The 25,889-nt window shown below is 61.9% G+C and carries 22 protein-coding genes and 1 pseudogene; 9 read left to right on the top strand and 14 right to left on the bottom strand.

Going from position 1 to position 25,889, the window contains the following annotated elements; all coding sequences use genetic code 11:
- The first annotated feature begins 23 nt into the window (after positions 1-23).
- Both HKK54_RS21745 and HKK54_RS21740 read left to right on the top strand, forming a co-directional pair.
- Positions 24-1,016, top strand: a complete 993-nt coding sequence (locus HKK54_RS21745; protein WP_169387770.1) for an LLM class flavin-dependent oxidoreductase — start codon at positions 24-26, stop codon at positions 1,014-1,016.
- Complete coding sequence (locus HKK54_RS21740; RefSeq protein ID WP_169387769.1) at positions 1,006-2,148, top strand: LLM class flavin-dependent oxidoreductase; 1,143 nt, start codon at positions 1,006-1,008, stop codon at positions 2,146-2,148. The genes HKK54_RS21745 and HKK54_RS21740 overlap by 11 nt, the downstream gene beginning before the upstream one ends.
- Positions 2,149-2,986: 838 nt before the next feature.
- Here the strand turns inward: HKK54_RS21740 and HKK54_RS21735 are convergent.
- The 8 genes and pseudogenes from HKK54_RS21735 to HKK54_RS21700 all read right to left on the bottom strand — a co-directional run bounded on the left by HKK54_RS21735 (position 2,987) and on the right by HKK54_RS21700 (position 8,533).
- Positions 2,987-4,066, bottom strand: coding sequence for a sigma-54 interaction domain-containing protein (locus tag HKK54_RS21735; protein ID WP_010175222.1), 1,080 nt, complete (start codon positions 4,064-4,066; stop codon positions 2,987-2,989).
- Positions 4,067-4,165: 99 nt separating this feature from the next.
- The gene (locus HKK54_RS21730) at positions 4,166-4,831 is read right to left on the bottom strand and encodes a methionine ABC transporter permease (protein WP_169387768.1); all 666 of its coding nucleotides are present in this window, start codon (positions 4,829-4,831) and stop codon (positions 4,166-4,168) included.
- A complete protein-coding gene (locus HKK54_RS21725) occupies positions 4,828-5,574 on the bottom strand; it encodes a methionine ABC transporter ATP-binding protein (RefSeq protein ID WP_169387767.1) in 747 nt (248 codons plus the stop codon). Before HKK54_RS21725 ends, HKK54_RS21730 begins: the two co-directional genes overlap by 4 nt.
- A complete protein-coding gene (locus tag HKK54_RS21720; RefSeq protein WP_169387766.1) occupies positions 5,571-6,365 on the bottom strand; it encodes a MetQ/NlpA family ABC transporter substrate-binding protein in 795 nt (264 codons plus the stop codon). Before HKK54_RS21720 ends, HKK54_RS21725 begins: the two co-directional genes overlap by 4 nt.
- 14 nt (positions 6,366-6,379) lie before the next feature.
- The gene (locus HKK54_RS21715) at positions 6,380-7,417 is read right to left on the bottom strand and encodes an isopenicillin N synthase family dioxygenase (RefSeq protein ID WP_169387765.1); all 1,038 of its coding nucleotides are present in this window, start codon (positions 7,415-7,417) and stop codon (positions 6,380-6,382) included.
- Positions 7,418-7,503: 86 nt separating this feature from the next.
- Positions 7,504-8,031: pseudogene (locus HKK54_RS21710) on the bottom strand (thioredoxin family protein); the annotation flags it as partial.
- Positions 8,032-8,099: 68 nt separating this feature from the next.
- Positions 8,100-8,279 carry a hypothetical protein gene (locus HKK54_RS21705; protein WP_169387763.1) on the bottom strand — a complete coding sequence of 60 codons (180 nt, stop codon included), beginning with the start codon at positions 8,277-8,279 and terminating at the stop codon, positions 8,100-8,102.
- 11 nt (positions 8,280-8,290) lie between these two features.
- Positions 8,291-8,533 (bottom strand): DUF2790 domain-containing protein, encoded by a 243-nt coding sequence (locus HKK54_RS21700; protein WP_169387762.1) that lies wholly within the window; start codon positions 8,531-8,533, stop codon positions 8,291-8,293.
- A gap of 216 nt (positions 8,534-8,749) precedes the next feature.
- Between HKK54_RS21700 and HKK54_RS21695 the strand changes: the two genes are divergently transcribed.
- The 3 genes from HKK54_RS21695 (at position 8,750) to HKK54_RS21685 (ending at position 12,027) form a co-directional block, all read left to right on the top strand.
- Positions 8,750-9,490: a response regulator gene (locus HKK54_RS21695; protein ID WP_169387761.1), complete on the top strand. Its 741-nt coding sequence runs from the start codon at positions 8,750-8,752 to the stop codon at positions 9,488-9,490.
- A complete protein-coding gene (locus tag HKK54_RS21690) occupies positions 9,487-10,791 on the top strand; it encodes an ATP-binding protein (protein WP_169387760.1) in 1,305 nt (434 codons plus the stop codon). Before HKK54_RS21695 ends, HKK54_RS21690 begins: the two co-directional genes overlap by 4 nt.
- A 294-nt stretch (positions 10,792-11,085) precedes the next feature.
- On the top strand, positions 11,086-12,027 hold the full coding sequence (locus tag HKK54_RS21685; protein ID WP_169387759.1) for an IS110 family transposase: 942 nt from the start codon (positions 11,086-11,088) through the stop codon (positions 12,025-12,027).
- Positions 12,028-12,728: 701 nt separating this feature from the next.
- On the opposite strand, the gene urtE is transcribed toward HKK54_RS21685, so the two are convergent.
- The 5 genes from urtE to urtA all read right to left on the bottom strand — a co-directional run bounded on the left by urtE (position 12,729) and on the right by urtA (position 17,626).
- On the bottom strand, positions 12,729-13,418 hold the full coding sequence (gene urtE, locus HKK54_RS21680) for an urea ABC transporter ATP-binding subunit UrtE (protein WP_010175249.1): 690 nt from the start codon (positions 13,416-13,418) through the stop codon (positions 12,729-12,731).
- Between the two features lie 10 nt (positions 13,419-13,428).
- Complete coding sequence (gene urtD, locus HKK54_RS21675; RefSeq protein WP_169387758.1) at positions 13,429-14,187, bottom strand: urea ABC transporter ATP-binding protein UrtD; 759 nt, start codon at positions 14,185-14,187, stop codon at positions 13,429-13,431.
- On the bottom strand, positions 14,184-15,344 hold the full coding sequence (gene urtC, locus HKK54_RS21670; RefSeq protein WP_169387757.1) for an urea ABC transporter permease subunit UrtC: 1,161 nt from the start codon (positions 15,342-15,344) through the stop codon (positions 14,184-14,186). Before urtC ends, urtD begins: the two co-directional genes overlap by 4 nt.
- Positions 15,345-15,354: 10 nt before the next feature.
- A complete protein-coding gene (gene urtB, locus HKK54_RS21665) occupies positions 15,355-16,272 on the bottom strand; it encodes an urea ABC transporter permease subunit UrtB (RefSeq protein WP_169387756.1) in 918 nt (305 codons plus the stop codon).
- 145 nt (positions 16,273-16,417) lie between these two features.
- Positions 16,418-17,626 (bottom strand): urea ABC transporter substrate-binding protein, encoded by a 1,209-nt coding sequence (urtA, locus tag HKK54_RS21660; protein ID WP_010175253.1) that lies wholly within the window; start codon positions 17,624-17,626, stop codon positions 16,418-16,420.
- Positions 17,627-17,973: 347 nt separating this feature from the next.
- On the opposite strand from urtA, the gene HKK54_RS21655 reads away from it, so the two are divergent.
- Both HKK54_RS21655 and HKK54_RS21650 read left to right on the top strand, forming a co-directional pair.
- Positions 17,974-21,360, top strand: coding sequence for an ATP-binding protein (locus HKK54_RS21655; RefSeq protein ID WP_169387755.1), 3,387 nt, complete (start codon positions 17,974-17,976; stop codon positions 21,358-21,360).
- Positions 21,335-22,033 carry a response regulator gene (locus tag HKK54_RS21650; RefSeq protein WP_169387754.1) on the top strand — a complete coding sequence of 233 codons (699 nt, stop codon included), beginning with the start codon at positions 21,335-21,337 and terminating at the stop codon, positions 22,031-22,033. Before HKK54_RS21655 ends, HKK54_RS21650 begins: the two co-directional genes overlap by 26 nt.
- 909 nt (positions 22,034-22,942) lie before the next feature.
- Here HKK54_RS21650 and HKK54_RS21645 read toward each other — a convergent pair.
- Complete coding sequence (locus HKK54_RS21645; RefSeq protein WP_169387753.1) at positions 22,943-23,773, bottom strand: IclR family transcriptional regulator; 831 nt, start codon at positions 23,771-23,773, stop codon at positions 22,943-22,945.
- A gap of 241 nt (positions 23,774-24,014) precedes the next feature.
- On the opposite strand from HKK54_RS21645, the gene HKK54_RS21640 reads away from it, so the two are divergent.
- Both HKK54_RS21640 and HKK54_RS21635 read left to right on the top strand, forming a co-directional pair.
- Positions 24,015-25,043, top strand: coding sequence for an ABC transporter ATP-binding protein (locus tag HKK54_RS21640; RefSeq protein WP_169387752.1), 1,029 nt, complete (start codon positions 24,015-24,017; stop codon positions 25,041-25,043).
- Positions 25,040-25,885 carry an ABC transporter permease gene (locus HKK54_RS21635; protein ID WP_010175264.1) on the top strand — a complete coding sequence of 282 codons (846 nt, stop codon included), beginning with the start codon at positions 25,040-25,042 and terminating at the stop codon, positions 25,883-25,885. Before HKK54_RS21640 ends, HKK54_RS21635 begins: the two co-directional genes overlap by 4 nt.
- Positions 25,886-25,889 lie beyond the last annotated feature (4 nt).

Genomic DNA, 25,889 nt, shown 5'->3' with positions numbered 1-25,889 from the left:
GTCCTTCGAAATGGAGCCCGTACATGCCCCTTGAATTCAGTTGGTTGATGCCCCTCTGCACCCCCGACTGGGCGGCGCGGCCGGGGCAATGGATCCAGCTGGCCCAGGCGGTGGAATACGCCGGCATCGACGGCCTGTGGATCCCCGGCGGCGCCCTGTGCGCCGACAGCCTCGGGGTGGCGGCGGCACTGTGCGCCCACACCCGGCGGGTACAGTTGTCGGTCAGCGTGCCGCCGGAAGTCATGCTGCCGGCCGCCCTGGCCACCACCCTGCAAAGCCTGCAATCCATCAGCAGCCACCGGGTGCGCCTGCACTTGCCCGACGGCGAACAAGGCAGCCTGCGCAGCGCCTTTGGCGAATGGCTGAACCGCGACCAGCGCAGCGAGCGCATCGGCGAATACCTGGAAATCCTCCAGCAACTGCTGGCCCCGAATGACGGCGGCCTGGATTATCAAGGCCGCTACTTCCAACTGGAAAACGCCGGCGTCGCCCGCCGTGAGCTGCCCGCCCCGCCACTGGTGCTGGACGACAGCCAAAGCCACGCGCTGGTGGCCGGGCACGCCCAGGTCTGCCTGTTACGGCCCGGGCATCCGCAGTGGCTGGCCCAGGAAATACAGCGCTGGCGCCAGCTTCAACCGGGCCTGGCCTTTGCCTGTACCTTTGGCCTGATCATCGGCGACAGCGAAGACCTGGCATGGGAAACCGCCGCCGCGCTGCTGCCAACCCAGGACCTGCCCAAACACAGCATCGCCACCGTGCCCCGGGACCGTCACCCGTTGCGCCAGTGGGAGATCCACCCGAACCTGCTGCAACTGCACCCCGGCCAACCGTTGATCCTGGTGGGCACGCCCCGTCAAATCGCCACGCGCCTGCAGGAACTGCACGGCCTGGGCCTGGGCCACATCATCCTGCAAGGCGGCCCGGCGGTCAGCGAAGTGCTGCGTTTCGGGGAACAGATCCTGCCGCTGCTTTTTCAACACGGCCTGCGCAAGGAGCGCCTGCACCATGAACACTGAGGTTCGCCCACCGATCCAGCTCGACTGGTTCCTGCCCACCAACGGCGACGGTCGCCACCTCACCAGCAGCGGCCTGCCCAAGGTCGGGCTGTTCCAGCAAGGCGAACGCGCGCCGACCCTCGACTACCTGCGCCAGATCGTACGGGCCACCGAACAGGCCGGGTTCGACGGGATCATGGTGCCCACCGCCAGTGGCTTCGAAGACCCGTGGCTGATCACCGCCGTGCTGGCCCAGGAAGTGCGGCGGCTGAAATTCCTCCTGACCTTGCGCCCCGGCATGGAACTGCCCGCCTACACGGCTCACCGTGCGGCGACCTTGCAATTGCTCAGCGAGAACCGGCTGGCGCTGCATGTGGTGACGGGGTCCAGCCGCTTTGAGCAGCGTTCGCTGGGGGATTTTCTTGAGCATGATGAGCGTTATGCGCGGACTGCCGAGTTCTTGCAGGTGTTCCAGGCGGTGTGGGCTGGCAAGCAGCCGGCGCATCCGGGGCGGTATTACCGCAGCGGCATCAACACCCCGGTGGCACCGGGGGCCGAGGTGCCGGCGATCTATTTTGGCGGGGCCTCCGAGGCGGCCGAGCAGGTGGGAGCGGCCCATGGGCAGACGTATTTGATGTGGTGTGAGCCGCCGGCGATGATTGCCGAGCGGGTGGTGCGGATGCGCGAGTTGGCCGCGTTGCAGGGGCGGACGTTGCGCTTTGGGTTGCGCTTGCACATCTTTGCTGATCGCACCGACGAGGCGGCCTGGGCGCATGTTGAGCGGCTGCTGGAGGAGATTCCCAAGGACGCCATTGACCAGGCGCAACGGCAAATGGCCAAGTACGAATCGGTGGGGCAGAGTCGCCAGACGGAGTTGATGAAAGGCCGTGGGCGTGGGGCGCGGGAGTTGGAGGTTTCGGCCAACCTCTGGGCCGGGGTGGGACTGGTCCGTGGTGGGGCCGGGACGGCGTTGGTGGGGAGTTATGAGCGGGTGGCGGAGCGGATCGAGGAGTATCACCAGCTGGGGGTGGACAGCTTTATTTTGTCCGGGTTTCCGCATTTGGAAGAGTCGATACACGTGGGGGCCGAGGTGTTGCCCCTGTTGCGCAGGATAGGTGCTTTGGCGCGGGATGCTGAGGTGAGCCGGGGGTGAGTACATATCCGTTATTTGGGTGATGGCTTAAATTGGTTCCGCTCTTACAGCGGCTCACTTTTGAACAGCGCAAAAGTAAGCAAAACGCTCTTGCCCCACCACTCGGCACCTCGCCTAGGCTCGGTGTGCCCTCACTCCGGCTTTGGACCGTGGGCCGCCGCGATGGGCCATCCTTGGCCCAGCGCGGCTAACCCGGCGTCCTGCCGGGTTACCCACGCTCCAAAGCCTGCGTTCGGCCAGCGTGGTTTAACGGGGCGCCTAAGATCAAGATCAAAAGCAGATCAACAGCACAGCGGCCTACAGGCCGGCTTGAGTGGTGTGGAGCAAAAGCAAAATCAAAATCTAAAGCGGCCACGATCCCCTGTAGGAGCTGGCTTGCCGGCGATGGCATCAACTGGATGTACCTGAAAAACCGAGTTGTCTGCATCGCAGGCAAGCCAGCTCCCACAGAAAAGCAGAGCTGCATCAGTTTCAGATTTGGCTTTGGCTTTGGCTTTTGCTCTGGCTTCTACCACTCAAGCCGGCCGGTAGGCCGCTGTGCTCTTGCTTTTGATCTTGATCTGGCTCTGACTGCCCCAATAAGCCCGAGGCCGAACGCAGGGATTGAGGAGCGGCTAAACCGGCAGGACGCCGGTTTAGCCGCGACGGGGCAGGGACGCCCCGTCGCGGCGGCCCGCGGAGCAATGCCGGAGTGAGGGAACACCGAGCCTGAGCGAGGTGCCGACAGGCGGGGCAGAGCCCTTTGCTTACTTTGGGGCTTTTCCAAAGTGAGTCGCTGTAAGAGCGAAACCATAGGCAGCCGTTACCGAAGAAACGGATATGTACAACACCAAAAGAATCAGGGTTTAACCCGCCCCTTGAGCATCCCATGATTCACCAAAAGCGTCCGCATGGCATTACGCGTAACCCCCAACAACTCCGCCGTACGCAACTGATTAAACCCACAAAACCCAAACGCCTCCCGCACGATCAAATCCTCAATATCGTGCAACAACGAATCCCCAGGCACCTCGAACAACCGCAGCAACTGCTCACGCACCACCTCCTGCGGAATCCTTGGCGCCCCGCTGTTAACGCTGGCATGCATCGCACTCAACCCCGCAGAAAACTTCAGGTGCGAGGGCATGATCGGCTTATCCCCAGCCACCAAAAGCGCCAGGTGCACCACATTCTCCAGCTCACGAATATTCCCCGGCCACGGATAATCCAGCAGCGCCTGAGTCGCCGACTCCGACAACATCGGCTCGGCGATTTTCAACTTGGCACTGTAGAGCCGACGAAAGTGCTCAACCAGCGGCAGAATATCCAGCGGTCGCTCACGCAACGGCAACACCTGCACCTGCGCAACGTTGATGCGATAGAACAAATCAAGCCGAAAGTTACCCGCCTCCACCGCCTGCTCCAGGTCGATGTTGGTGGCGGTTACCAGGCGGATATTGATCTTGATCGGCTTGCGCGACCCCACCCGCACCACTTCCTGCTCCTGCAACACCCGCAGCAGTTTCACCTGCAAGGGCAGCGGCAAGTCGCCGATTTCATCAAGGAACAGGGTGCCGCCATCGGCCTCTTCAAACCAGCCGATCCGCCGCCCCGAGGCCCCGGAAAACGAACCGGCCTCATGCCCGAAAAACTCGCTCTCGGCGAGGTTCTCACTGATGGCCCCGCAGTTCACCGGCACAAACGCACCCGTGCGACCGCTGGCACTGTGGATGTAGCGCGCCACCAGCTCCTTACCGGTGCCGGTCTCGCCATTGATCAACACCGGCGCTTCGCTGGGGCCGACACGCTGCAAATACTCAAGCAGTTGCAGCGAGCGCGGGTCGGCAAAGACCAACGCCTTGGCGCGAATCGACAGCGGGTCTTTTTCGCCCTGGGGCAAAGTCAGGATCGGCGTGGGATGCCCGTGGGGACGGTTCATGAAGAGTATTTCCCGGCGACGAGGTGAAGGTACGAAGGGGAACTTTACTCAGTCACGCATATAACTAGAAATATTAAAAATTCATTAGTACATAACCGTTTATCGACGATGCGCCAGCGACCTCACGCAACGATCCCCCAGGCTTTGCACGCCCTGAACCAGCACCACCAACACAATCACCGTGACCACCATGATCTGGTGGTTGAAACGCTGATACCCATAACGAATCGCCAGGTCGCCCAGGCCACCGCCACCAATCACGCCGGCCATGGAGGAAAAACCGATCAGCATCACCAGGGTCAGGGTCAACCCGGCGAGCAACGCGGGCAGCGCTTCCGGCAGCAGCACCTTGAGGATCACGTGCCGGATATCCCCGCCCATGGCGACGATGGCTTCGATGCGCCCCTTGTCCACTTCATCCAACGCGTTTTCGACGATGCGCGCAAAGAACGGAAAAGCGCCAATCGTGATGGGCACCACGGCGGCGGTGCTGCCCAGGGTGGTGCCGACGATCAGTCGGGTCAGCGGAATCAAGGCAATCAACATCACCACAAAAGGCAATGAGCGCCCCAGGTTAACCACCGCCCCCAACACGCGATTCAGGCGCGGCAGCGGGAACAGCCCACCGCGACGGCTGATAAACAGCAGCACGCCCAGGGGCAGGCCGATCAGCAAGGTGAACACCGCCGCCAGCAGCACCATGTACAGGGTTTCAGCCGTGGCCGTGAGCAGCAATTGCAGGATGTCGTTCCAGTCGGTTTTCATACCGCCCTCACCGCCGGCAGGTTGGGGGCCAGTGAGCGGCCCAGGCTTGAGGCGGGATCAGCCTGCAATTGAATCAGGCTGCCGCTTTCCACCACGCGCCCATTGGCCAGGGACACCGCGCTGTCGCAGATGGCCTTGACCACTTCCAGCTCGTGGGTGATCAACACGATGGTCACCCCCAGTTGCCGATTGATGCTGCGCAGCAGTTCCAGGATCGACGCGGTGGTTTCCGGGTCGAGGGCGCTGGTGGCTTCGTCCGATAGCAAATAATCCGGGCGCGCCGCCAGTGCCCGGGCGATGCCCACGCGCTGCTTCTGCCCGCCGGACAATTGCGAAGGAAACGCCTGGGCCTTGTCACTCAGGCCCACCAGTTCCAGCAGCTCCTTGACCCGGGCGATGCGTTCAGCCTTGGGCTGGCCGGCAATTTCCAGGGGCACCGCCACGTTGTCGGCGACGTTGCGTGAATGCAGCAGGTTGAACCCCTGGAAGATCATGCCGATGCGCTGGCGTTGCTGGCGCAGTTGCTTGTCGCTGAGCAGCGTCAGGTCCTGGCCATCCATGAGGATGCGCCCGGAGGTCGGGCGCTCCAGCAGGTTCAGGCAGCGCAGCAAGGTACTTTTGCCCGCCCCGCTACGCCCCACGATCCCGAAGATCGAACCGTCGGCAATCTGCAACGACACCTTGTCCAGCGCCGCCGGCTGCCCGTCAGCGTAGGTCTTGCTGACCTGCTCGACGACGATCATTCGACGGCTACCGGAATCACCGAGCCTGAATATTTCTCGGTGATGAACGCGGCCACCTCCGGCGAATTCAGGTCCTTGGCCAGTTGTTTGATCCGTGGGTCGTCCTGCAATTTCGGCGTGGTCACGAGGATATTGGCGTAGGGATTGCCCTGGGCTTTTTCCAGGCCAAGGGCATCCTTGGCCGGCGACAGACCGGCTTCCAGCGCGTAGTTGCCGTTGATCACGGCGAGGTCGACGTCATCCAGGGCGCGAGGGATCTGTGGCGATTCGATTTCGAGGATCTTCAGGTGCTTGGGGTTCTCGGCGATGTCCTTGGGCGTGGCCTGGTCCTTGGCCGGGTCGTTGAAGCCGGGCTTGAGCGTGATCAGGCCGTTGGCTTGCAGCAGGTACAGCGCACGGCTCAGGTTGGTGACGTTGTTGGGCACGGCCACGGTGCCTTTGTCCGGCACCTGGGCAAAGCTGGTATGGCGATGGGAATAGATGCCGAGCGGCTCAATGTGCACGGTGGCCGCCACCGCAAATTTCTGGCCGAGGGCCTGTTCCTGGGAGTGCAGGTAGGGCAGGTGCTGGAAGTAGTTGGCGTCGACATCACCGTGAGCCAACAGCTCGTTGGAGTTCACGCCGTTGGGGATCTCGATGATTTTAAGCTGCAACTGCGGGTCAAGTTTCTGCACGTATTCGAGGATTTGCGCGTGGGGAATCGGGTCGGCCGCCACACGCAGGGCCTCGGCAGCCTGGGCGTCGAACGACGCAATCAGTACGGCCAGGGCCAGGGCTGTTTTCTTGAGCATGGTGATGTTCCTTATCAGGCGGACAGGGCTTGGGGAATCGTGGCGTCGGCGTAAAAACGCTGGGCGACATCCGGGTGGGAACGCAGGCGGCCCTTGAGGTAGTTCCAGCCGACGTCCCGCAGCAGCGGGTTACGCGGGTCACTGGTGGGGCCGTGGGCATCGCGCAGCAACTCGGGCGGCAGCTGATACACCGGCACCACCGCGTCCAGTTGCGCACCGAGGAAAAACGCCAGGGACAGGCGCTCGCGGCCCAACGGCGGCGATTCGACCCGGTGCACCGTGGCACGCAGGTAGCCGTTGGTGGCCAGTTCCAGCAATTCGCCGATGTTCACCACCAGGGTGTCGGGGCGCGGCAAGGCGTCGATCCAGCGGCCCTCCTCCACTTCCACTTGCAGGCCGGCTTGCTGGTCTTGCAGCAGGAAGCTGAGAAACCCCGAATCCTTGTGGGCACCCACGCCCTGGCGACTTTGCCGGGCATGCCGGCCGGGGTAGCGGATCAGCTTGATGTGCTCGTTGGGCTTGTCGCCGTACAGCGGGTCGAAGGCGTTTTCCGGCAGGGACAAGGCCTGGGCAAAGGCCCGTAGCAGGCGCAACGACATCTGCGTCATCGCCTGCTGCCAGGCCAGCAACAAGGGCTTGAGTTCGGGCAAAGCAGCGGGCCATTGGTTGGGGCCTTGCAGGCGCGACCAGGCCGGTGAGTTCGGGCCTTGTTGCAACGGCTCGCGCTCGGCGCCGAGGTCGAACTGCTCACGCAGGTCCGGCTGCCCACGGGTGATCTCCGAGGCGGCGCGGTTATAGCCGCGAAAGTGCGGGGAATTGATCATGCCGACGGCGAGTTTGTCAGCCTCCGGCAAGGCGAAGAACTGCCGGGCCTGCTGCTGCACCCGAGTGAGCAAATCGGCGTCGATGCCGTGGCCGGTGAGGTAGAAAAAACCGATATGCCGCGCCGCGTGGCGCAGGTCATCGAGAAACTGCCCGCGCTGGGCCGGCGTGCCATCGAGCAGCGCCAGGTCCAGCAAGGGCAAGGTATGGATTGCCAGCGGGTGCGACATCGGTAGCTCACTCCATGAACATAGTGGTGGAGTGGCGAAGCTAAACGATCTAAAAACCCGACAATAAATACCTTTTTGGCATTAGCTTAGGTGGGTGCGTTCGCCGCCCTGGCTTCTTCCAGCAACGCCTGGATGACTTTCTCCTGGTTGTCGTAGCGGCCCTCGCCGAAATGGCTGTAGCGCACTTTGCCGGTAGCGTCGAAGAAGTAATGGGCCGGCCAGTACTGGTTATCGAAGGCGCGCCAGATCCGGTAATCGTTGTCGATGGCCACCGGGTACTGGATGCCCAGTTTCCTGACCTGGTTACGCACGTTATCCAGGACTTTCTCGTAGGCGTTTTCCGGGGTGTGCACACCGATCACCACCAGCCCGTCCTTGGCGTACTTATTCGCCCACTGATTGACGTACGGCAGGCTGCGCTGGCAGTTGACACAGTCGTAGGTCCAGAAATCCACCAGCACCACCTTGCCCTTCAAGCCCTCGGCCGTCAGCGGTGGCGAGTTGAGCCACGCCACGGCGCCGTCCAGGGACGGCATGCGCTCTTCGGATTGGCTGAAGCTTTCGGCGTCGACGTTGTTGATCAGGTAGTTGACCGCCTTGGGCACGCCGACCAGGGTAACCACCAGTGCCACCAGGAGCAGGCCTTTTGAGCGGCGCAGGTATCGGATGAAGTTCATGGGTGTCACCTCGTGGCCGGGGGTGTTTCGTCGCGTTTGCGACCCGCGCCGTTTTGCGCCAGCGGCGTATTCTGGAAGCAGGTTTCACTGCCGGTGAGTTTTTGGGCGGTGGCGGCATTCACATCCGCCGCCACACCCGCCATGGAAAACGCCAGGGCGCTGAGAAAGCTGTTGAGTGGGTTCATGGCCGGTCTCCTCAGCTGCCTTCAAGGCAGTTGCTGGCAAATTTTCGGTAGTCGAGTACGTGGCGCTGGCCCTCGGAGTCGAGGTAAATCAGGTGCGAGTTGACGATGCCGCACAGGGCGCCGCCGGCCTCTTCGGAGATCGACACCACCTGGTGGATGTCCGGCTGGCTGGCGGTGGTTTCGGCATGGGCGGCAACGCTCAGGCCAGTGAGTGCGGCAAACAGGCAGGCGGCATAGGTAGCTTTGAGATTCATGGGCGGTTCCCCGGGGGTTCAAGTGGGCCGAGGCGGATTACCTCGATGGGCTCATTTGAACCTTGCGAGGTATCCGGATTGTGTCGGCCAAGCCCGGATTTTTGCGTCGACGTGTATCTCGTCACCGCCAGATACACTGCAATACAAAGGGCACAAGGCAAGCCCGCCGGCAGTGGCTAGACTGCGCATCAATGACTATTCAACGAGGAAGGCAGCATGGATCACGTCGATCACATTCTGATTGTCGATGACGATCGGGAGATCCGCGAACTGGTGGGCAACTACCTGAAAAAGAACGGCCTGCGCACCACCGTGGTGGCTGACGGCCGGCAGATGCGCAGCTTCCTGGACGCCACGCCCGTGGACCTGATCGTGCTGGACATCATGATGCCCGGCGACGACGGCTTGCAGCTGTGCCGCGAACTGCGGGTGGGCAAGCACAAGGCCACGCCGATCCTGATGCTCACCGCGCGCAACGACGAAACCGACCGCATCATCGGCCTCGAAATGGGCGCCGACGACTACCTGGTCAAGCCCTTCGCCGCCCGTGAACTGCTGGCCCGCATCAACGCCGTGCTGCGGCGCACCCGGATGCTGCCGCCGAACCTGGTGGTGACGGAAAGCGGCCGGCTGATCCGCTTTGGCCGCTGGCGCCTGGACACCACCGCCCGCCATCTGCTGGACGAAGACGACACCCTGGTGGCCTTGAGCGGCGCCGAATACCGCCTGCTGCGGGTGTTTCTCGACCACCCGCAGCGGGTGCTCAACCGTGACCAGTTGCTGAACCTGACCCAGGGCCGGGACGCGGACCTGTTCGACCGTTCCATCGACCTGCTGGTCAGCCGTTTGCGCCAGCGCCTGCTGGATGACGCCCGCGAGCCGGCCTACATCAAGACCGTGCGCAGCGAAGGCTATGTGTTCTCCCTGGCGGTGGAAATCCTCGGGGACTCGGCATGACCCTTTCGTTTCGCTGGCCGCGCACCCTGGCGGCGCAACTGTCGGTGATTTTCATCGTCAGCCTGCTGTGCGCCAACGCCCTGTCGTTCAGCGCGCAGTTCTATGAGCGCTACATGAGCGCCCGCAGCGTGATGCTGGGCAACCTGGAGAACGACGTATCCACGTCCATCGCGATCCTCGACCGCCTGCCCGCCGCCGAGCGCGCCAGTTGGCTGCCGCGCCTCGACCGCAACGCCTACCGCTACCTGCTGAATGCCGGCGAACCCGGCGAGCCGATGGCCAGCGACGACGTGCCCATGGCCGCGACCTCGATTTCCGATGCCTTGGGCGAGCATTACCCGCTGACCTTTCGCGACATCCCAGGCCTGCAAAAACACTTCCAGGCGCACCTGACCCTGGCCGATGGCAGCCCGGTCACCATTGACGTCTACCCCAAGCCGATCCCGTTTGCGTTCTGGTTGCCGGTGGTGCTGGTGCTGCAGTTGCTGGTGCTGCTGGTCTGCACCTGGGTCGCCGTGCGTATCGCCATCCGCCCGCTGACACGCCTGGCACGGGCGGTGGAAACCCTTGACCCGAATGCACACCCTACGCCACTGGACGAAACCGGCCCCACCGAGGTGGCGCATGCGGCGGCGGCGTTCAACGAAATGCAAAAGCGAATTGCCGAGTACCTCAAGGAGCGCATGCAGATTCTGGCGGCGATCTCCCACGACTTGCAGACGCCGATCACCCGCATGAAATTGCGCGCCGAGTTCATGGAAGACTCGGTAGACCGGGAAAAGCTCTGGAGCGACCTGGGGGAAATGGAGCACCTGGTGCGCGAAGGCGTGGCCTATGCCCGCAGCGTGCATGGCGCGACCGAAGCCAGTCACCGGATCAACCTCGACGCGTTTCTCGACAGCCTGGTGTTTGATTACCAGGACATGAACAAGCAAGTCAGCCTGAGCGGCAAAAGCGCAGTGGTGCTGGATACCCGGCCCCATGCGTTGCGCCGGGTGCTGGTGAACCTGGTGGACAACGCACTGAAATTTGCCGGGGCGGCGCAGATGGAGGTGGGTTCGACATCGTCCGGGGAGCTGTCGATCAAAGTACTGGATCGGGGCCCGGGGATTGCCGAGGATGAACTGGTGCAGGTGATGCAGCCGTTTTACCGGGTGGAGAGCTCGCGCAATCGCGGCACGGGGGGCACAGGGCTGGGGCTGGCGATCGCCCAGCAACTGGCTGTGGCGATTGGCGGGGAGTTGACCCTGAGCAATCGGGATGGCGGTGGGTTGTGTGCCGAGGTTCGGCTGGTGCTGTGACGGGCTGTGTGTGTATCCGTTATTTGGGTGATGGCTGATATCGGTTCCGCTCTTACAGCGGGTCACTTTTGAAAAGCCCAAAAGTAACCAAAAGGCTCTTGCCCCACCACTCGGCACCTCGCCTAGGCTCGGTGTGCCCTTGTAAGATTGTTTTCACCTGCTTCAGACCGTAGTGCCCTCTGATTTCGAGATCGTGAGTGAGCATGGGTCGGAGCAGGTTTCTTCCTAAACTAGTCCGAACGGTTGCCTGGGCGCAAAGCCCGATTCTGCAAGGTTGGACGTGAGGAAAACGCTATGGACCATGACTCTGCGTTCGTCGGAATTGATGTTTCCAAAAACAAGCTCGACTCATTCGTCAGCACTACTGGCCAAGTCGAACAGTTTTTCAATACTCAAGAAGATATCCAGCGTTTAGCTAAACATCTCAAGGCTCAGGAGCCGGTTTTGGTGGTGCTGGAAGCAACTGGTGGATATGAGCGGCTTGCCGCTGCCGAGCTTTGTGCTGCTGGATTACCCGTTGTTGTTGTCAATCCCCGTCAGGTTCGTGATTTCGCCAAGGCGACCGGTAGGCTGGCGAAAACCGACGCTCTGGATGCCCAGGTGATTGCTGAGTTTGCCCAGGCGGTCAAACCCGAGATTCGGGAGATCCCAGATGAACACGCCCGTGAACTGGCGGATCTACTGACTCGACGCCGTCAGCTCATCGATATGATCGTGGCGGAAGAGTCTCGACTGAAACAGGCGGTATTCAAGGCACTTCGACGGGACATCAAGGCACATATCGTCTGGCTTCAAAAGCGCCTTAAAAGCACAGACGATGACTTGCACGAAGCGATCAAAGCTTCGCCGGCTTGGAAGGCCAATTATGATTTGCTGCGCGAGGTATCGGGCGTTGGCAATGTGCTCGCACTTTCGCTGCTGGCAATGGTTCCGGAGCTGGGCAAGGTTAATCGCAAACAAGTGGCTGCATTGGTTGGTGTGGCCCCTTTTAACTGCGATAGCGGCCTCTACAAAGGACGTAGACGGATATGGGGTGGTCGAGCTGAGGTGCGAAGTGTCCTTTACATGGCTGTCTTGTCCTCGAAGAGCCATAACCCGGTGATCGAGAGGTTTTACAACCATCTGCTTGCTGCAGGGAAGACGAAGAAAGTAGCGTTGGTGGCATGCATGAGAAAGTTGCTGACGATCCTGAATGCGATGGTGCGCGATCAAAAGCATTTCGCTGAAATGGCTTGAATTTCGACACGGTTGCTCACTCCGGCATTACTACGCGGGCCGCCGCGACGGGGCGTCCCTGCCCCGTCGCGGCTAAACCGGCGTCCTGCCGGTTTACCCGCTCCGTACTACCTGCGTTCGGCCAGCGTGGTTTAACGGGGCGCCTAAGATCAAGATCAAAAGCAGATCAACAGCACAGCGGCCTACAGGCCGGCTTGAGTGGTGTGAAGCAAAGGCAACATCAAGATCAAAATCTCCAGCGGGCACGGTCAAATGTGGGAGCTGGCTTGCCTGCGATGGCATCGCCTCGGTGTACCTGAAAAACCGAGGTGTCTGCATCGCCGGCAAGCCGGCTCCTACAGAAAAGCAGCTCTGCTTTCGCTTTGGCTTTTGCTCTGGCTTCTACCACTCAAGCCGGCCTGTAGGCCGCTGTGCTCTTGCTTTTGATTTTGATCTGACTGCCCCAATAAGCCCGAGGCCGAACGCAGGGATTGAGGAGCGGGTAAACCGGCAGGACGCCGGTTTAGCCGCGACGGGGCAGGGACGCCCCGTCGCGGCGGCCCGCGGAGCAATGCCGGAGTGAGGGAACGCCGAGCCACAGCGAGGCGCCGACAGGCGGGGCAGAGCGTTTTGGTTACTTTGCCGCTTTTGCAAAGTGACTCGCTGTAAGAGCGAAACCATAGGCAGCCGTTACCGAAGAAACGGATATGCACCCCGCCAAGTCACACCGACAAATACCGACTGATAGTCGCCTCATCCACCCGATCCCGAGTTTCCTCGATCACAAACCTCCCCTTCTCAATCACCAAAAACCGATCAGCAATTTCCAAAGTAAACGACAACACCTGCTCAGAAACAACAATCGTCAAATCCCGCAAATTGCGAATCTCCTTAAGCGTACGAGCAATGTCCTTGATGATCGAAGGCTGAATCCCCTCAGTCGGCTCATCCAGCAACAACACCTTCGGATTGGTCGCCAACGCCCGAGCAATCGCCAACTGCTGTTGCTGCCCCCCAGACAAATTCCCACCCTTGCGCGAACGCATGTCATACAGCACCGGAAACAACGCATACAAATCCTCAGGCACCCTGCCCCGAGCCGAAGCCGGCAACCCGGTCTGAATATTCTCCAACACACTCATGCTGGGAAAAATCATCCGCCCCTGAGGCACATAGGCAATCCCCCGCTCCACCCGCTCATGGGTTTCAAGCTTCGACACATCATGCCCATCCACACTCACCTGCCCCTGCCACTGCGGCAAAATACCCATCAGGCTCTTGAACAACGTGGTCTTGCCCATCCCGTTACGCCCCATCACCGCGACGATCTCACGCTTGGCCACGTTCAGCTCCAGGTCGTGAAGAATCTGGCTCTGCCCGTACCCGCACGACAGTTTGTCGATCTTGAACATGCCCGACTCCTCAGTGGCCCAAATACACTTCAATGACTTTCGGATTGCTCTGCACCGACTCCATACTGCCCTCGGCCAGCACTTTGCCCTGGTGCAGCACCGTGACCTTGTGGGCAATGCTTTTGACGAACTCCATGTCGTGCTCGATCACCAGCACCGAGCGGCCCTGGCTGATGCGCTTGAGCAACTCGGCGGTTTGCGCGCGCTCGTTAACGCTCATGCCGGCCACCGGCTCGTCGAGCATCAACAACTCCGGGTCTTGCATCAGCAGCATGCCAATCTCCAGCCACTGCTTTTGCCCGTGGGACAGCAGGTCGGCCTGCTGTTGCAACAAGTCGCCGAGGAAGATTTCCCGGGCCACTTCCTCGACTCGCGCGATCACTTGGGAGTTGCGCTTGAAAAACAGCGCGCCCCACACCTTGCGCCCGGCCGGATACGACATTTCAAGGTTTTCAAACACCGTCAGGTTTTCGTAGATCGACGGGTTCTGGAACTTGCGCCCCACGCCGGCCCGCACGATGTTGTATTCGCGCATTTTGGTCAGTTCCTGGCCGTCGAACTGGATGCTGCCGCTGGTGGCGCGGGTCTTGCCGCAGATCAGGTCCAGTACCGTGGTTTTGCCGGCGCCGTTGGGGCCGATCACCACCCGCACTTCATTGCGGTCGATATACAGGTTGAGGTTGTCGACGGCCTTGAAGCCGTCGAATGACACGGTGAGGCCTTCGATGGCCAACACCGGTTTTTTCATTTCAAAACCGACGGCGGTCATGGCTGTGTCTCCAGGATCTTGGCTTCAGCCTTGGGCTTGATCTTCGCCGGTTCGACGTTTACCACCGGTGTGCGGCGCAGCAGTCTGGCCAGCGCCTGGCGACCATGGCTGTCCCACAGCCCGGCCAGGCCGTTGGGGAAGTACATGACCACGGCGATAAACAGCCCGCCCATCAGGTACAGCCACAGCTCGGGGAAGGATTCGGAAAAGTAGGTCTTGCCGTAGTTCACCAGCAACGCGCCGTACACTGCCCCCAGCAGCGACATGCGCCCGCCGACCGCGGCAAAAATCACCATTTCGATCGACGGCACGATGCCCACGAACGACGGCGACATAAAGCCCACCTGCAAGGCAAACATCGCGCCGCCAATCGCCGAGAACGCCGCCGCCACGCAGAACACGAAGATCTTGAAACTGGCCACGTCATACCCGGAAAAACGCACCCGCTCTTCCTTGTCGCGCATGGCCATCAACAGCCGGCCAAGCTTCGAGGCGAGGATAAAGCGGCCGATGAAAATGCAGCCAAACAGCAGGCCGGCGTTGATGAAGTACAGGATCATCTTCGCGCCGTCACCGCGCAGGTCCCAGCCCAGCAGGGTCTTGAGGTCGGTGATGCCGTTGACGCCACCGGTGAGGCCTTGCTGGCCGACGATCAGCACCGTGAGGATCAGTGCAATCGCCTGGGTGACGATGGAGAAATACACATCGCCCACCCGCCGCTTGAACAGCGCCATACCGATGATGAATGCCAGCAGCACCGGCACGGCGATCACCGCAAACAGGGTGAACGAGAAACTGTGGAACGGTTGCCAGAGCAACGGCAGCTGGGTGATCTGGTTCCAGTCCATGAAGTCCGGTATGCCCGGGGTGGACTGGATCTTGGTGCTCTCAGGGTCCGAGGCCTCAAGTTTCAGGAACATCGCCATGCAATAGCCGCCGACGCCGAAAAACACGCCCTGCCCGAGGCTGAGAATCCCGCCATAACCCCAGCACAGCACCAGGCCCACCGCGACGAACGCGTAGGTCAGGTACTTGCCGACCATGTTCAGCCGGAACGCGTCCAGGGTCAGCGGGAACACCACGAGGATCAACACCGCCAGCAGCACGATGCCGATCAGGTTTTGCTGGCCGCCCAGCAGCTTGTCTAAAGCCTTCATCGGTTCGCCTCTACTTGCGCACTTTGATGGAGAACAACCCTTGCGGGCGCAGCATCAGGATCAGAATCACCGACGACAGCGTCAGCACCTTGGCCATCGAGCCACTTAGGAAAAACTCCGACAGCGATTGGGTCTGGGCAATCACGAACGCCGAGGCGATGGTGCCGAACAGGCTTTGCGCGCCGCCAAACACCACCACCAGGAAGGTGTCGACGATGTACTGCGAACCGGCGGTCGGCCCGGTGGAGCCGATGGTGGTGAACGCCGCACCGGCCACGCCCGCCACGCCGCAACCGAGGGCGAAGGTCATGCGGTCGACCTTGCGCGTATTGATGCCCACCGCGCGGCTCATCAGGCGGTTCTGCACGGTGGCGCGCACTTGCAGGCCCCAGCGCGAGCGGTAGAGCATGACGAAGATCGCCCCGGTCAGCAGCAGGGTCAGGCCCATCATGAACAGGCCGTTGCGCGGGATTTCGATGGCGTCGGTGAGGTTCACCGACCCCATCAGCCAGGCCGGCGGTTCGGCGCTCACTTCACGCGCGCCGAATACCGAGCGGAAGGTTTGCTGCATCACCAGGGACAAGCCCCAGGTGGCGAGCAAGGTGTCCAGCGGCCGTTTGTACAAACGGCTGATCATCGCCCATTCCACCAGCCAGCCCACGGCGCCGGCGACGAGGAATGACAGGGCAATGGCAAAGAAAAAGTAATACGGCTGGAAGCTCGGCGCAAAGTGCGCGGTGAGGCTGGAACAGACGTACGTGGTATAGGCGCCAATGGTCAGGAACTCGCCGTGGGCCATGTTGATCACGCCCATCTGGCCGAAGATGATTGCCAGTCCCAATGCCATCAGCAACAGCACGCAGAACACGGACAAGCCGTTGAACCCCTGCATCGCCGCGATGGCTCCAAATTCCGATAGCCATTCCATGATGATGGTCTCCTGAGACCTGGTGAAAAACATTCCTGTAGGAGCCGGCTTGCCAGCGATGGCATCACCTCGGTTTAACTGACCGACCGAGTCGCCTGCATCGCCGGCAAGCCAGCTCCTACAGGGGGTGCGTTAACCCTTAAGGTTATTGGTAGCCTTTCGGGAACGGATTCGGCTCGATCAGATCCGACTCGTAGATCACCTTGAACTGGCCGTTTGGCTGCACTTCGCCGATGCGCGACTTGCTCCACAGGTGATGGTTTTCGTGGATCTTCACGTAGCCTTCCGGCGCGTTTTTCAGCTCGATGCCTGGGGACGCGGCGACGACTTTATCCACGTCGAAGCTGCCGGCCTTTTCCACCGCCGCTTTCCACAACCATGGGCCGAGGTAGGCCGCCTGGGTCACGTCGCCGATGACTGCGTCCTTGCCGTACTTGGCCTTGAACGCTTCCACGAAGGCTTTGTTGTTCGGGTTGTCGAGGCTCTGGAAGTACTTCATCGAGGCATAGAAGCCGGCCATGTTTTCGCCGCCGATGCCCAGCAGTTCGTCTTCGGTCACCGACAGGGTCAACAGGGTTTGCTTGGACGCGTTCACTCCCGCCGCGTTGAGTTGTTTGTAGAAGGCCACGTTGGAGCCGCCCACCACGGCGGCGAACACCACGTCAGGCTTTTTCAGCTTGACCTTGTTGATCAGCGAACCGAACTGGGTGTTGCCCAGCGGGTAGTAGTCTTCGCCGACCACGGTACCGTGCAGGACGTTTTCAATGTGCTTGCGCGCGATCTTCATCGAGGTGCGCGGCCAGATGTAGTCCGAGCCCACCAGGTAGAAGGTTTTGGCGCCCTTGGTCTTGGCGATCCAGTCGAGGCTGGCGAGGATCTGCTGGGTGGCTTCCTGGCCGGTGTAGATCACGTTTTTCGACTGTTCCAGGCCTTCGTAGAAGGTCGGGTAGTAGAGCAGGCCGTTTTCTTTCTCGAAGATCGGCAACACGGCTTTGCGCGACGCTGAAGTCCAGCAGCCGAACACGGCGGCCACCTTGTCGTTGACCAGCAGTTTCTTGGCCTTTTCGGCGAAGGTCGGCCAGTCGGACGCGCCGTCTTCCTGGATCACCTTGATCTGCCGCCCGAGAATCCCGCCCGAAGCGTTGATCTGCTCGATGGCCAGGCGTTCGGCCTGGATCGAACCGGTTTCGGAAATCGCCATGGTGCCGGTGGCCGAGTGCAACTGGCCGACGGTGACTTCGGTAGGCGTCACCGCCAGGCCATCGTTATCGGCCATGACGCCATGGCTGAACAGACTCGCCGCCAGCAGTGATAAGGCCAACAACGGTTTGGAGCGGATCAATCGTGATTCCATGGGGCGACTCCTCTGCAATGAGGGGTTCAGCATGGCGGCAGGTGGCCACGGCGGGTATACGCAGCCTGACGTAACGGAGTACGTCATTTGACGTATGCCGTTGCGCACCATTTTCGAGCAGCCTGTGGTGAGCGGGCTTGCCCCGCGCTGGGCTGCGAAGCAGCCCCAAAACCTGCCGGCTCGGTTTGTCTGAAGATAAGCGGTGGCTTTGGTTAGGGCTGCTTCGCAGCCCAGCGCGGGGCAAGCCCGCTCACCACAGCAGGCTCCCTCGCCACAAAGAGCCCACCCCACAGGACTGGGGCACGAATATTGCTGCCATCTCCCTATTCTTGCAGGAGTTCTCCACCGTGCACCCCCTCCCCGGCACCCAGCGCATCGTCAAGATCCGCCGCGACTACAACTCCTGGGTCGCCGACGAGACCATGGAAGACTACGCTCTGCGCTACACCCCGAAATCCTTCCGCAAATGGTCGGAACTGCGCATTGCCAACACCGCCCTCGGCGCGGTGTCGTTCCTGGCGCTGGAGGCCATCGGCGGCGTGTTGGCCTTGAGCTACGGGTTCACCAACACTTTCTGGGCGATCCTCGCCATCAGCCTGGTGATCTTCCTCACTGGCCTGCCCATCAGCTATTACGCCGCCCGCTATGGCGTGGACATGGACCTGCTGACCCGCGGCGCGGGCTTCGGCTATATCGGTTCCACCATCACCTCGCTGATCTACGCCAGCTTCACCTTTCTGTTCTTCGCCCTCGAAGCGGCGATCATGGCCCTGGCCCTGGAGTTGTATTTCCATATCCCGCTGGCCATCGCCTATGTGATTTGCTCGCTGCTGGTGATCCCGCTGGTGGCCTACGGCGTGACCCTGATCAGCCGCCTGCAACTGTGGACCCAACCGCTGTGGCTGGTGCTGTTGGTGCTGCCTTACGGCTTCGTACTGTGGAAAAACCCCGAGGCCTTCAGCGACTGGACCAGCTTCGTCGGCCGCAGCAGCGACGGCGGCGACTTCAACCTGCTGTCGTTCTGCGCCGCCTGCACCGTGGCGCTGTCGCTGGTCACGCAAATTGGCGAACAGGTGGACTACCTGCGCTTCCTCCCGGAAAAAACCGCTGCCAACCGCAAACGCTGGTGGGCAGCGCTCTTATGCGCCGGGCCCGGCTGGATCGTGCCGGGCGCCCTGAAGATGTTCGCAGGGGCGTTCCTGGCCTTCCTTGCCCTGCAACATGAAATCCCCATGGAGCGCGCCGCCGAGCCAACCCAGATGTACCTCGTCGCGTTCGGCTATGTGTTCTCCTCCCCCGAATGGGCCTTGGGGGCGATGGTGCTGTTCGTGTTCATCTCGCAGATGAAGATCAACCTGACCAACGCCTACGCCGGCTCCCTGGCCTGGTCGAACTTCTTCGCCCGCGTGACCCACAGCCACCCCGGCCGCGTGGTGTGGCTGGTGTTCAACGTCGCCATCGCGCTGATGCTGATGGAGCTGGGGGTGTTCGATGTGATCGAGCAGGTGCTGGGGCTCTACGCCAACATCGCCATCGCGTGGATCGGCACCCTGGTGGCGGACCTGGTGATCAACAAACCCCTGGGCCTGTCGCCCAAGCACATCGAGTTCAAGCGCGCGCACCTCTACGACATCAACCCGGTGGGCGTCGGGTCGATGCTGATTGCCTCGCTGCTGTCGATCCTCGCCCACTTCGGCCTGTTCGGCGCCCTGTCCCAGGCGGCGCCGCCGTTTGTCGCGCTGGGCACCGCGCTGGTCATGGCGCCGCTGCTGGCGTGGCTGACCAAGGGCCGCTACTACATTGCGCGCAGCAGCGAGGCACAATTGATTCACCCGCAACCCGGCACCGGCCTGGTGATCTGCGGGCTGTGCAGCAACCCGTTTGAAACCGCCGACATGGCGTTCTGCCCGGCCTACAGCACGCCGATCTGCTCGCTGTGTTGCTCCCTGGATGCGCGCTGCGGCGACCGCTGCAAACCCCACGCCCGCCTCGCCAGCCAGTTCGAAGGCGTATTGCGCTGGTTGCTGCCGACCACGTTGGTGCCACGCCTGCATACCCGGCTGGCGCACTACCTCGGCTTGTTACTGGCGCTGGTGCTGATGCTGGCCGGGGCACTGGCCCTGATCTACATGCAGGCGGCCCAGGGCTTGCCCCATTCGCAAACCTTGTACCAGGCGTTTTTCAAGGCGTTCCTCACGCTCTCGGTATTGGCTGCCGTGCTCGCCTGGTGGGTGGTGCTGACCCGTGAAAGCCGGCGCGTCGCCCAGGAAGAGTCCGACCGGCAAACCTCGCTGCTGATGCAGGAGATCGCCGCCCACAGCCTCACCGACCAGGCCCTGCAACAGGCCAAGGAAGCCTCGGAAGCGGCGAACGCGGCCAAGAGCCGCTACGTCACCGGGCTGTCCCACGAGCTGCGCACACCGCTCAACAGCATCCTCGGCTTCACCCAGATCCTGCAGCGCGACAGCGCCATGCCCGAGCAGCACCAGGACGCCCTGGCGACCATCCTGCGCAGCGGCTCGCACCTGTTGTCGCTGATCGACGGCCTGCTGGACGTGGCCAAGATCGAGGCCGGCAAGTTGCGCCTGGAACTCACCGAAATCCCCTTCCCGGAGCTGATCCACGACCTGGAGCAAATGTTCACCCCCCAGGCCGAAGACAAGGGCCTGCGCTTTCGCCTGGACTGCGTGGGCAAGATCCCGGCCGTGGTGCGCGGCGATGAAAAACGCGTGCGGCAGATCCTGATCAACCTGCTGGGCAACGCGATCAACTTCACCGACAGCGGCGAGGTGCGCCTGCGGGTCAGCTACATGCGCGAGACCGCCAACTTCGAGATTATCGACACCGGCATCGGCATTGACCCCGAGCAGATCGAGCGGATTTTCCAGCCGTTCGAACGCGGCGACCTGATGCGCCAGGACAAGGGCGTGGGCCTCGGCCTGACCATCACCCGCATGCTCACCTCGCTGATGGGCGGCGAATTGCGGGTGGTCAGCGAGCTGGACAAAGGCACCTGCTTCCAGGTGCGGCTGTTCCTGTCCCAGGTCCGGGTGCCGCAGGCGGTGGTGCATGTGGAGCACGACATCATCGGCTACCACGGCGAACGGCGGCGCATCCTGGTGGTGGATGACCATGTGGACCATCGCAAGGTGCTCAGCGGCATGCTCACGCCCTTGGGCTTTGAGGTGTCACAGGCGAGTAACGGCCAGGAGGCGATCCGCCAGGTAGCGCTGCTGTCGCCGGACCTGATCCTGATGGACCTGTCGATGCCGACCATGGACGGCTGGGCCACCAGCCGGATGATCCGGCGTAACGCGCTGTCTACCGCGCCGATCATCGTGATCTCGGCCAACGCCTTTACCGACGACCGTGAACGCAGCATCGCCAGCGCCTGCAACGACTACCTGGCCAAGCCGGTGCGCACCCCGGAATTGCTCGGGCGCCTGCAACTGCACCTGGATCTGCAGTGGCTGCGGCGCAGAACACCGATCGTCGCGCCGGTCGCCACACCGGGCGTGCTGCCGAGAGCCGAAGACCTCGCCGTGCTCGCCGAACTGAGCGCCATCGGCTACGTGCGTGGCCTGCATGAAAAGCTCGACGCGATCGTGCTGGAAAGCCCAGGCACCACGCCGTTCATCAACAAGCTTCGGGCACTGCTGAAAAGCTTTCGCCTGGAAGAACTCAACCGAATCCTGAAGGAGGCCGAAGATGAATGCCTTGACCCGCAGCGCTGAGCCCGGCGTGGTGCTGATTGTCGACGACACCCCGGACAACCTGGCGATGCTCTCCGACGCACTGGACGACGCCGGCTACATGGTGCTGGTGGCGCTGGACGGCCTCAGCGCGCTGAACCGCGTGCAACGCCGGCGCCCGGACCTGATCCTGCTGGATGCGCTGATGCCTGGCCTGGACGGCTTTGAAACCTGCCGCCGGCTCAAGGCGCAACCGGCCAGCGCGGACATTCCGGTGGTGTTCATGACCGGGCTGACCGACAGCAAGCACGTGGTGCAGGGGTTTGAGGTGGGTGGCAGTGATTACGTGACCAAGCCGATCCAGACTGATGAGGTGCTGGCGCGGGTGGCGGCGCATTTGCGCACCTCGCGGATTTTGCTGTCGGCGCGGGCGGCGACGCAGCCGAGCGTGATCACCCTGGACGATGAGCCGGCGCACAAGCTGCTCTCGGCGCGGTTTCAATTGACGGAACGGGAAGTGGAAGTGCTGCGCTGGGTGGCGTGTGGCAAGACCAATCGGGACATTGGCGACATTCTCGGGTTGAGCCCGAGGACGGTGAACAAGCATCTGGAGCATGTGTATGTGAAGTTGGGGGTGGAGACGCGCACGGCGGCGACTTCGGTGGCGATGGCGGCGATGAGTCCGGTGCGTTCTCAAACGATGGCGACTGTCTAATGTGGGAGCTGAGGGTTCTGTTGGTGTGTGCTGGGCTGAGTACATATCCGTTATTTGGGTGATGGCTGATATGGGTTCCGCTCTTACAGCGGGTCACTTTTGAAAGGAGCCCAAAAGTAACCAAAAGGCTCTTGCCCCACCACTCGGCACCTCGCCTAGGCTCGGTGTGCCCTCACTCCGGCATTACTACGCGGGCCGCCGCGACGGGGCGTCCCTGCCCCGTCGCGGCTAAACCGGCGTCCTGCCGGTTTACCCGCTCCGTACTACCTGCGTTCGGCCAGCGTGGTTTAACGGGGCGCCTAAGATCAAGATCAAAAGCAGATCAACAGCACAGCGGCCTACAGGCCGGCTTGAGTGGTGTGAAGCAAAGGCAAAATCAAAATTAAAAGCGGGCACGGTCAAATGTGGGAGCTGGCTTGCCTGCGATGGCATCAACTGGGTGCATCTGAAAAACCGAGTTGTCTGCATCGCAGGCAAGCCAGCTCCCACAGAAAAGCAGAGCTGCAGCAGTTTCAGATTTGGCTTTCGCTTTGGCTTTGGCTTTTGATCTGGCCTCTACCACTCAAGCCGGCCTGTAGGCCGCTGTGCTCTTGCTTTTGATCTTGATCTGGCTCTAACTGCCCCAATAAGCCCGAGGCCGAACGCAGGTGGTGCGGAGCGGGTAAACCGGCAGGACGCCGGTTTAGCCGCGCTGGGCCAAGGATGGCCCATCGCGGCGGCCCGCGGAGCATCGCCGGAGTGAGGGAACACCGAGCCTAGGCGAGGTGCCGACAGGCGGGGCAGAGCCCTTTGCTTACTTTGGGGCTTTTCCAAAGTGAGTCGCTGTAAAAGCGAAACCATAGGTGGCCGTTACCGAAGAAACGGATATGTACTCACCCCCCCGTTGATCTCAATTGCGGCCAACACCCGCTACCCACCAAAGATCTGCGAAGGCCGACGCAAAGTCGGGTCAAACGGATTGATCTTCGGCCCGATCGCCGCCGCCTCGCGCTTCAGCAATTCCACCACCGTCGGTAACCTCCCCGGCCCCAGCCGGTCGCTGATGGTCGCCACACTCAGCGCCGCCACCGCATGCCCATTGCGGTCGAGGATCGGCACCGCCAACCCGGCCATGCCCTCCAGCACCCCGGTATTGCGCGCCGCATACCCCAACCGCCGCACACTCTCCACCTCCGAACGCAAAAACACCTCGTCGTACAGGTGAAAATCCTTGAGCCGCGGCAAGTTGTAGCGGATCACCGTCTCGCGCTCTTCCTCCGGCAGGAACGCCAGGATCGCCAAACTGCCCTGCCCCACGCCCAACGCCACACGCCCGCCGATGTCACCGGTAAACGTACGGATCGGGTACGGCCCTTCACTGCGGTCCAGGCAGATCGCATCAAACCCGCTGCGCGCCAGCAGAAACAACGAATCCCCCAACGACGCACTGAGCCGCAGCATGCTCGGCCGCACCAGGTCCCGCAGGTTGCCGGTGTTGCCCGCATTCGCCGCCAGCGCAAAGAACTCCAGGCTCAGGCGATAGCGCTTGCTGCGCCCATCCTGCTCCACCATGCCCTCGTCCATCAGGCTGCGCAGCAACCGGTGGGTGGTGGGTTGCGACAACCCCACCTGCTGCGCCAGTTGCGTCACCCGTTCCCCCCCGTCCGGCACCGCGCCCAGAATGCGCAGCAACGCAAACAGCCGTGAGACGCCACCGGCGCCGACTTCTTTGACACTTTCATTCCGCTCAGTGGAATCCATACGCCGATATCTCACACCAAATTCTGATCAGTGAATGAAACTGAAAAAAGTACTCTGTTCAGTGAAATTCCATCTTCCGCCATCCTAGTCTTTCGCCCTAATCTGCGTCCACAGGGGCGAAATGAACAACTAACGGCAGCCGACTCAAGATCGAGCGCCACCGCACCCGCAACACCCTTTTCGCATCTGCCCAAAACAAAAAAGCGCGTTTCGACGCGACTCAAAAAGGTGGAACGCAGACATGGCTTTTCTCCAACTCAACGCCTTGAGCAAACGCTACGGCGCCGTCGACGCGGTGGTCGCCACTGATCTTGCGGTGGAAAAAGGCGAATTCGTGTCCCTGCTCGGTCCCTCGGGCTGCGGCAAGACCACCACCTTGCAAATGATCGCCGGCTTCGTCGACGTCACGAGTGGGCAGATCCTCCTCGATGGCCGCGACATCACCCACGCCAAACCCGCCAGCCGCGGCCTGGGCGTGGTGTTCCAGAGCTACGCCCTCTTCCCCCACATGACCGTGGCCGACAACGTCGCCTTCGGCCTGAAGATGCGCAAGGTGCCCGCCGGCGAGATCGCCAGCCGCGTCAAGACTGTGCTGGAACTGGTGCGCCTGGCGCCCCACGCCGAACGCTACCCGCGGGAACTCTCCGGCGGCCAGCGCCAGCGCGTGGCCCTGGCCCGCGCCCTGGTGATCGAGCCGCCGGTGTTGCTGCTGGACGAGCCGCTGTCGAACCTCGACGCCAACCTGCGCGAGGAGATGCAGTTCGAAATCCGCCGTATCCAGTGCGAAGTCGGGATCACCACCTTGATGGTCACTCACGACCAGGCCGAAGCGTTGTCCATCAGCGACCGCGTGGTGGTGATGCAGGCCGGACGCGTCACCCAGATCGACGCCCCCTACAAGCTCTATGAACACCCGCGCACGCGCTTTATCTCGGACTTTGTCGGCAAGGCCAACCTGCTGGCGGGCGACTTCGATCAACTCGGCACCCCACAAGTGCGTTTCGAGCCTGGCCAGGGCGAACTGACCCTGAGCCTGCGCCCGGAAAAAATCGACCTGGTGACCGCAGGCAGCGGTCGCCTGCAAGGCAAGATCCTCGACAGCTACTTCTTCGGCAGCCAATGGCTGTACCGCATCAAGACCGACATCGGTGAGCTGACCGTGGTGCGGCGCAACGACGGCAGCGCGCCTTTGGGTTGCGGTGCAGCGGTGGGCCTGGACTGGGAGTCGAGCCTGCTGCGGGTGCTGGCCGCCGATGAGGTGCACGCATGAGCCGTGGCTACCTGTTGTCGCTGCCCGCTCTGGTGCTGTTTTTCGGGCTACTGATTCTGCCCCTGGGCCTGACGCTGGTGCTGTCGTTCAACGTGTTCGACTATCAGGTGGGGGTGAAGGCTGATGAGTGGACATTCGCCCATTACCTGTCGCTGTTCAGCGATTCGTACTTCTACGAAATCTTCTGGCGCACCTTCTGGATCAGCGCCCTGGTGACCCTGCTGTGCGTGGTGATCGGGGTGCCCGAGGCCTACATTCTCAGCCGCATGGGCACGCCGTGGCGCTCGATTTTCCTGATCCTGATCCTCACCCCGCTGCTGATTTCAGTGGTGGTGCGGGCGTTTGGCTGGAGCCTGCTGCTGGGCGCCGACGGCCTGGTGAACCAGATGATCCAGGCTCTCGGCGGCAAGCCGGTGAAGCTGCTGTACACCTCGTTCGCGGTGATCATCGCACTGGTGCACGTGATGCTGCCGTTCATGATCATCCCGGTGTGGACCTCCCTGCAAAAGCTCGACCCGTCGGCGGAACAGGCGGCGTTGTCCCTCGGTGCCAGCCAGGCAACGGTGATGCGCAAGATCGTCTTGCCGCAGGTGATGCCCGGTGTGCTCTCCGGCACGCTGATCGTGTTCGGCCTGGCCGCCAGCTCCTTCGCGATCCCCGGCCTGTTGGGCGGACGCCGGCTGAAGATGGTCGCCACGGTGGTCTATGACCAATACCTCTCGGAACTCAACTGGCCCATGGGCGCGACCATCGCGGTGGTGCTGCTGTTGGTCAATCTGCTGATCATGCTGAGCTGGAACCGCATGGTCGAAGGCCGCTATAAAAAGTCCCTGGGAGTATAAGACG

The sequence above is a fragment of the Pseudomonas sp. ADAK13 genome, from assembly GCF_012935715.1.
Classification (GTDB): Bacteria; Pseudomonadota; Gammaproteobacteria; order Pseudomonadales; family Pseudomonadaceae; genus Aquipseudomonas.
This window is presented reverse-complemented; position numbering and strand designations above follow the sequence as displayed.

Bases quoted from the DNA above. Each gene is read 5' to 3' on its own strand.
- HKK54_RS21690 (WP_169387760.1), top strand. From the start codon at position 9,487: ATGACCCTTTCGTTTCGCTGGCCGCGCACCCTGGCGGCGCAACTGTCG.
- HKK54_RS21735 (WP_010175222.1), bottom strand. From the start codon at position 4,066: ATGAACCGTCCCCACGGGCATCCCACGCCGATCCTGACTTTGCCCCAG.
- urtB (WP_169387756.1), bottom strand. From the start codon at position 16,272: ATGGAATGGCTATCGGAATTTGGAGCCATCGCGGCGATGCAGGGGTTC.
- HKK54_RS21700 (WP_169387762.1), bottom strand. From the start codon at position 8,533: ATGAATCTCAAAGCTACCTATGCCGCCTGCCTGTTTGCCGCACTCACT.
- HKK54_RS21740 (WP_169387769.1), top strand. From the start codon at position 1,006: ATGAACACTGAGGTTCGCCCACCGATCCAGCTCGACTGGTTCCTGCCC.
- HKK54_RS21720 (WP_169387766.1), bottom strand. From the start codon at position 6,365: ATGCTCAAGAAAACAGCCCTGGCCCTGGCCGTACTGATTGCGTCGTTC.
- HKK54_RS21695 (WP_169387761.1), top strand. From the start codon at position 8,750: ATGGATCACGTCGATCACATTCTGATTGTCGATGACGATCGGGAGATC.
- urtE (WP_010175249.1), bottom strand. From the start codon at position 13,418: ATGTTCAAGATCGACAAACTGTCGTGCGGGTACGGGCAGAGCCAGATT.
- HKK54_RS21640 (WP_169387752.1), top strand. From the start codon at position 24,015: ATGGCTTTTCTCCAACTCAACGCCTTGAGCAAACGCTACGGCGCCGTC.
- HKK54_RS21715 (WP_169387765.1), bottom strand. From the start codon at position 7,417: ATGTCGCACCCGCTGGCAATCCATACCTTGCCCTTGCTGGACCTGGCG.
- HKK54_RS21730 (WP_169387768.1), bottom strand. From the start codon at position 4,831: ATGAAAACCGACTGGAACGACATCCTGCAATTGCTGCTCACGGCCACG.
- HKK54_RS21635 (WP_010175264.1), top strand. From the start codon at position 25,040: ATGAGCCGTGGCTACCTGTTGTCGCTGCCCGCTCTGGTGCTGTTTTTC.
- HKK54_RS21705 (WP_169387763.1), bottom strand. From the start codon at position 8,279: ATGAACCCACTCAACAGCTTTCTCAGCGCCCTGGCGTTTTCCATGGCG.
- HKK54_RS21650 (WP_169387754.1), top strand. From the start codon at position 21,335: ATGAATGCCTTGACCCGCAGCGCTGAGCCCGGCGTGGTGCTGATTGTC.
- urtD (WP_169387758.1), bottom strand. From the start codon at position 14,187: ATGACCGCCGTCGGTTTTGAAATGAAAAAACCGGTGTTGGCCATCGAA.
- urtA (WP_010175253.1), bottom strand. From the start codon at position 17,626: ATGGAATCACGATTGATCCGCTCCAAACCGTTGTTGGCCTTATCACTG.
- urtC (WP_169387757.1), bottom strand. From the start codon at position 15,344: ATGAAGGCTTTAGACAAGCTGCTGGGCGGCCAGCAAAACCTGATCGGC.
- HKK54_RS21725 (WP_169387767.1), bottom strand. From the start codon at position 5,574: ATGATCGTCGTCGAGCAGGTCAGCAAGACCTACGCTGACGGGCAGCCG.
- HKK54_RS21745 (WP_169387770.1), top strand. From the start codon at position 24: ATGCCCCTTGAATTCAGTTGGTTGATGCCCCTCTGCACCCCCGACTGG.
- HKK54_RS21685 (WP_169387759.1), top strand. From the start codon at position 11,086: ATGGACCATGACTCTGCGTTCGTCGGAATTGATGTTTCCAAAAACAAG.
- HKK54_RS21645 (WP_169387753.1), bottom strand. From the start codon at position 23,773: ATGGATTCCACTGAGCGGAATGAAAGTGTCAAAGAAGTCGGCGCCGGT.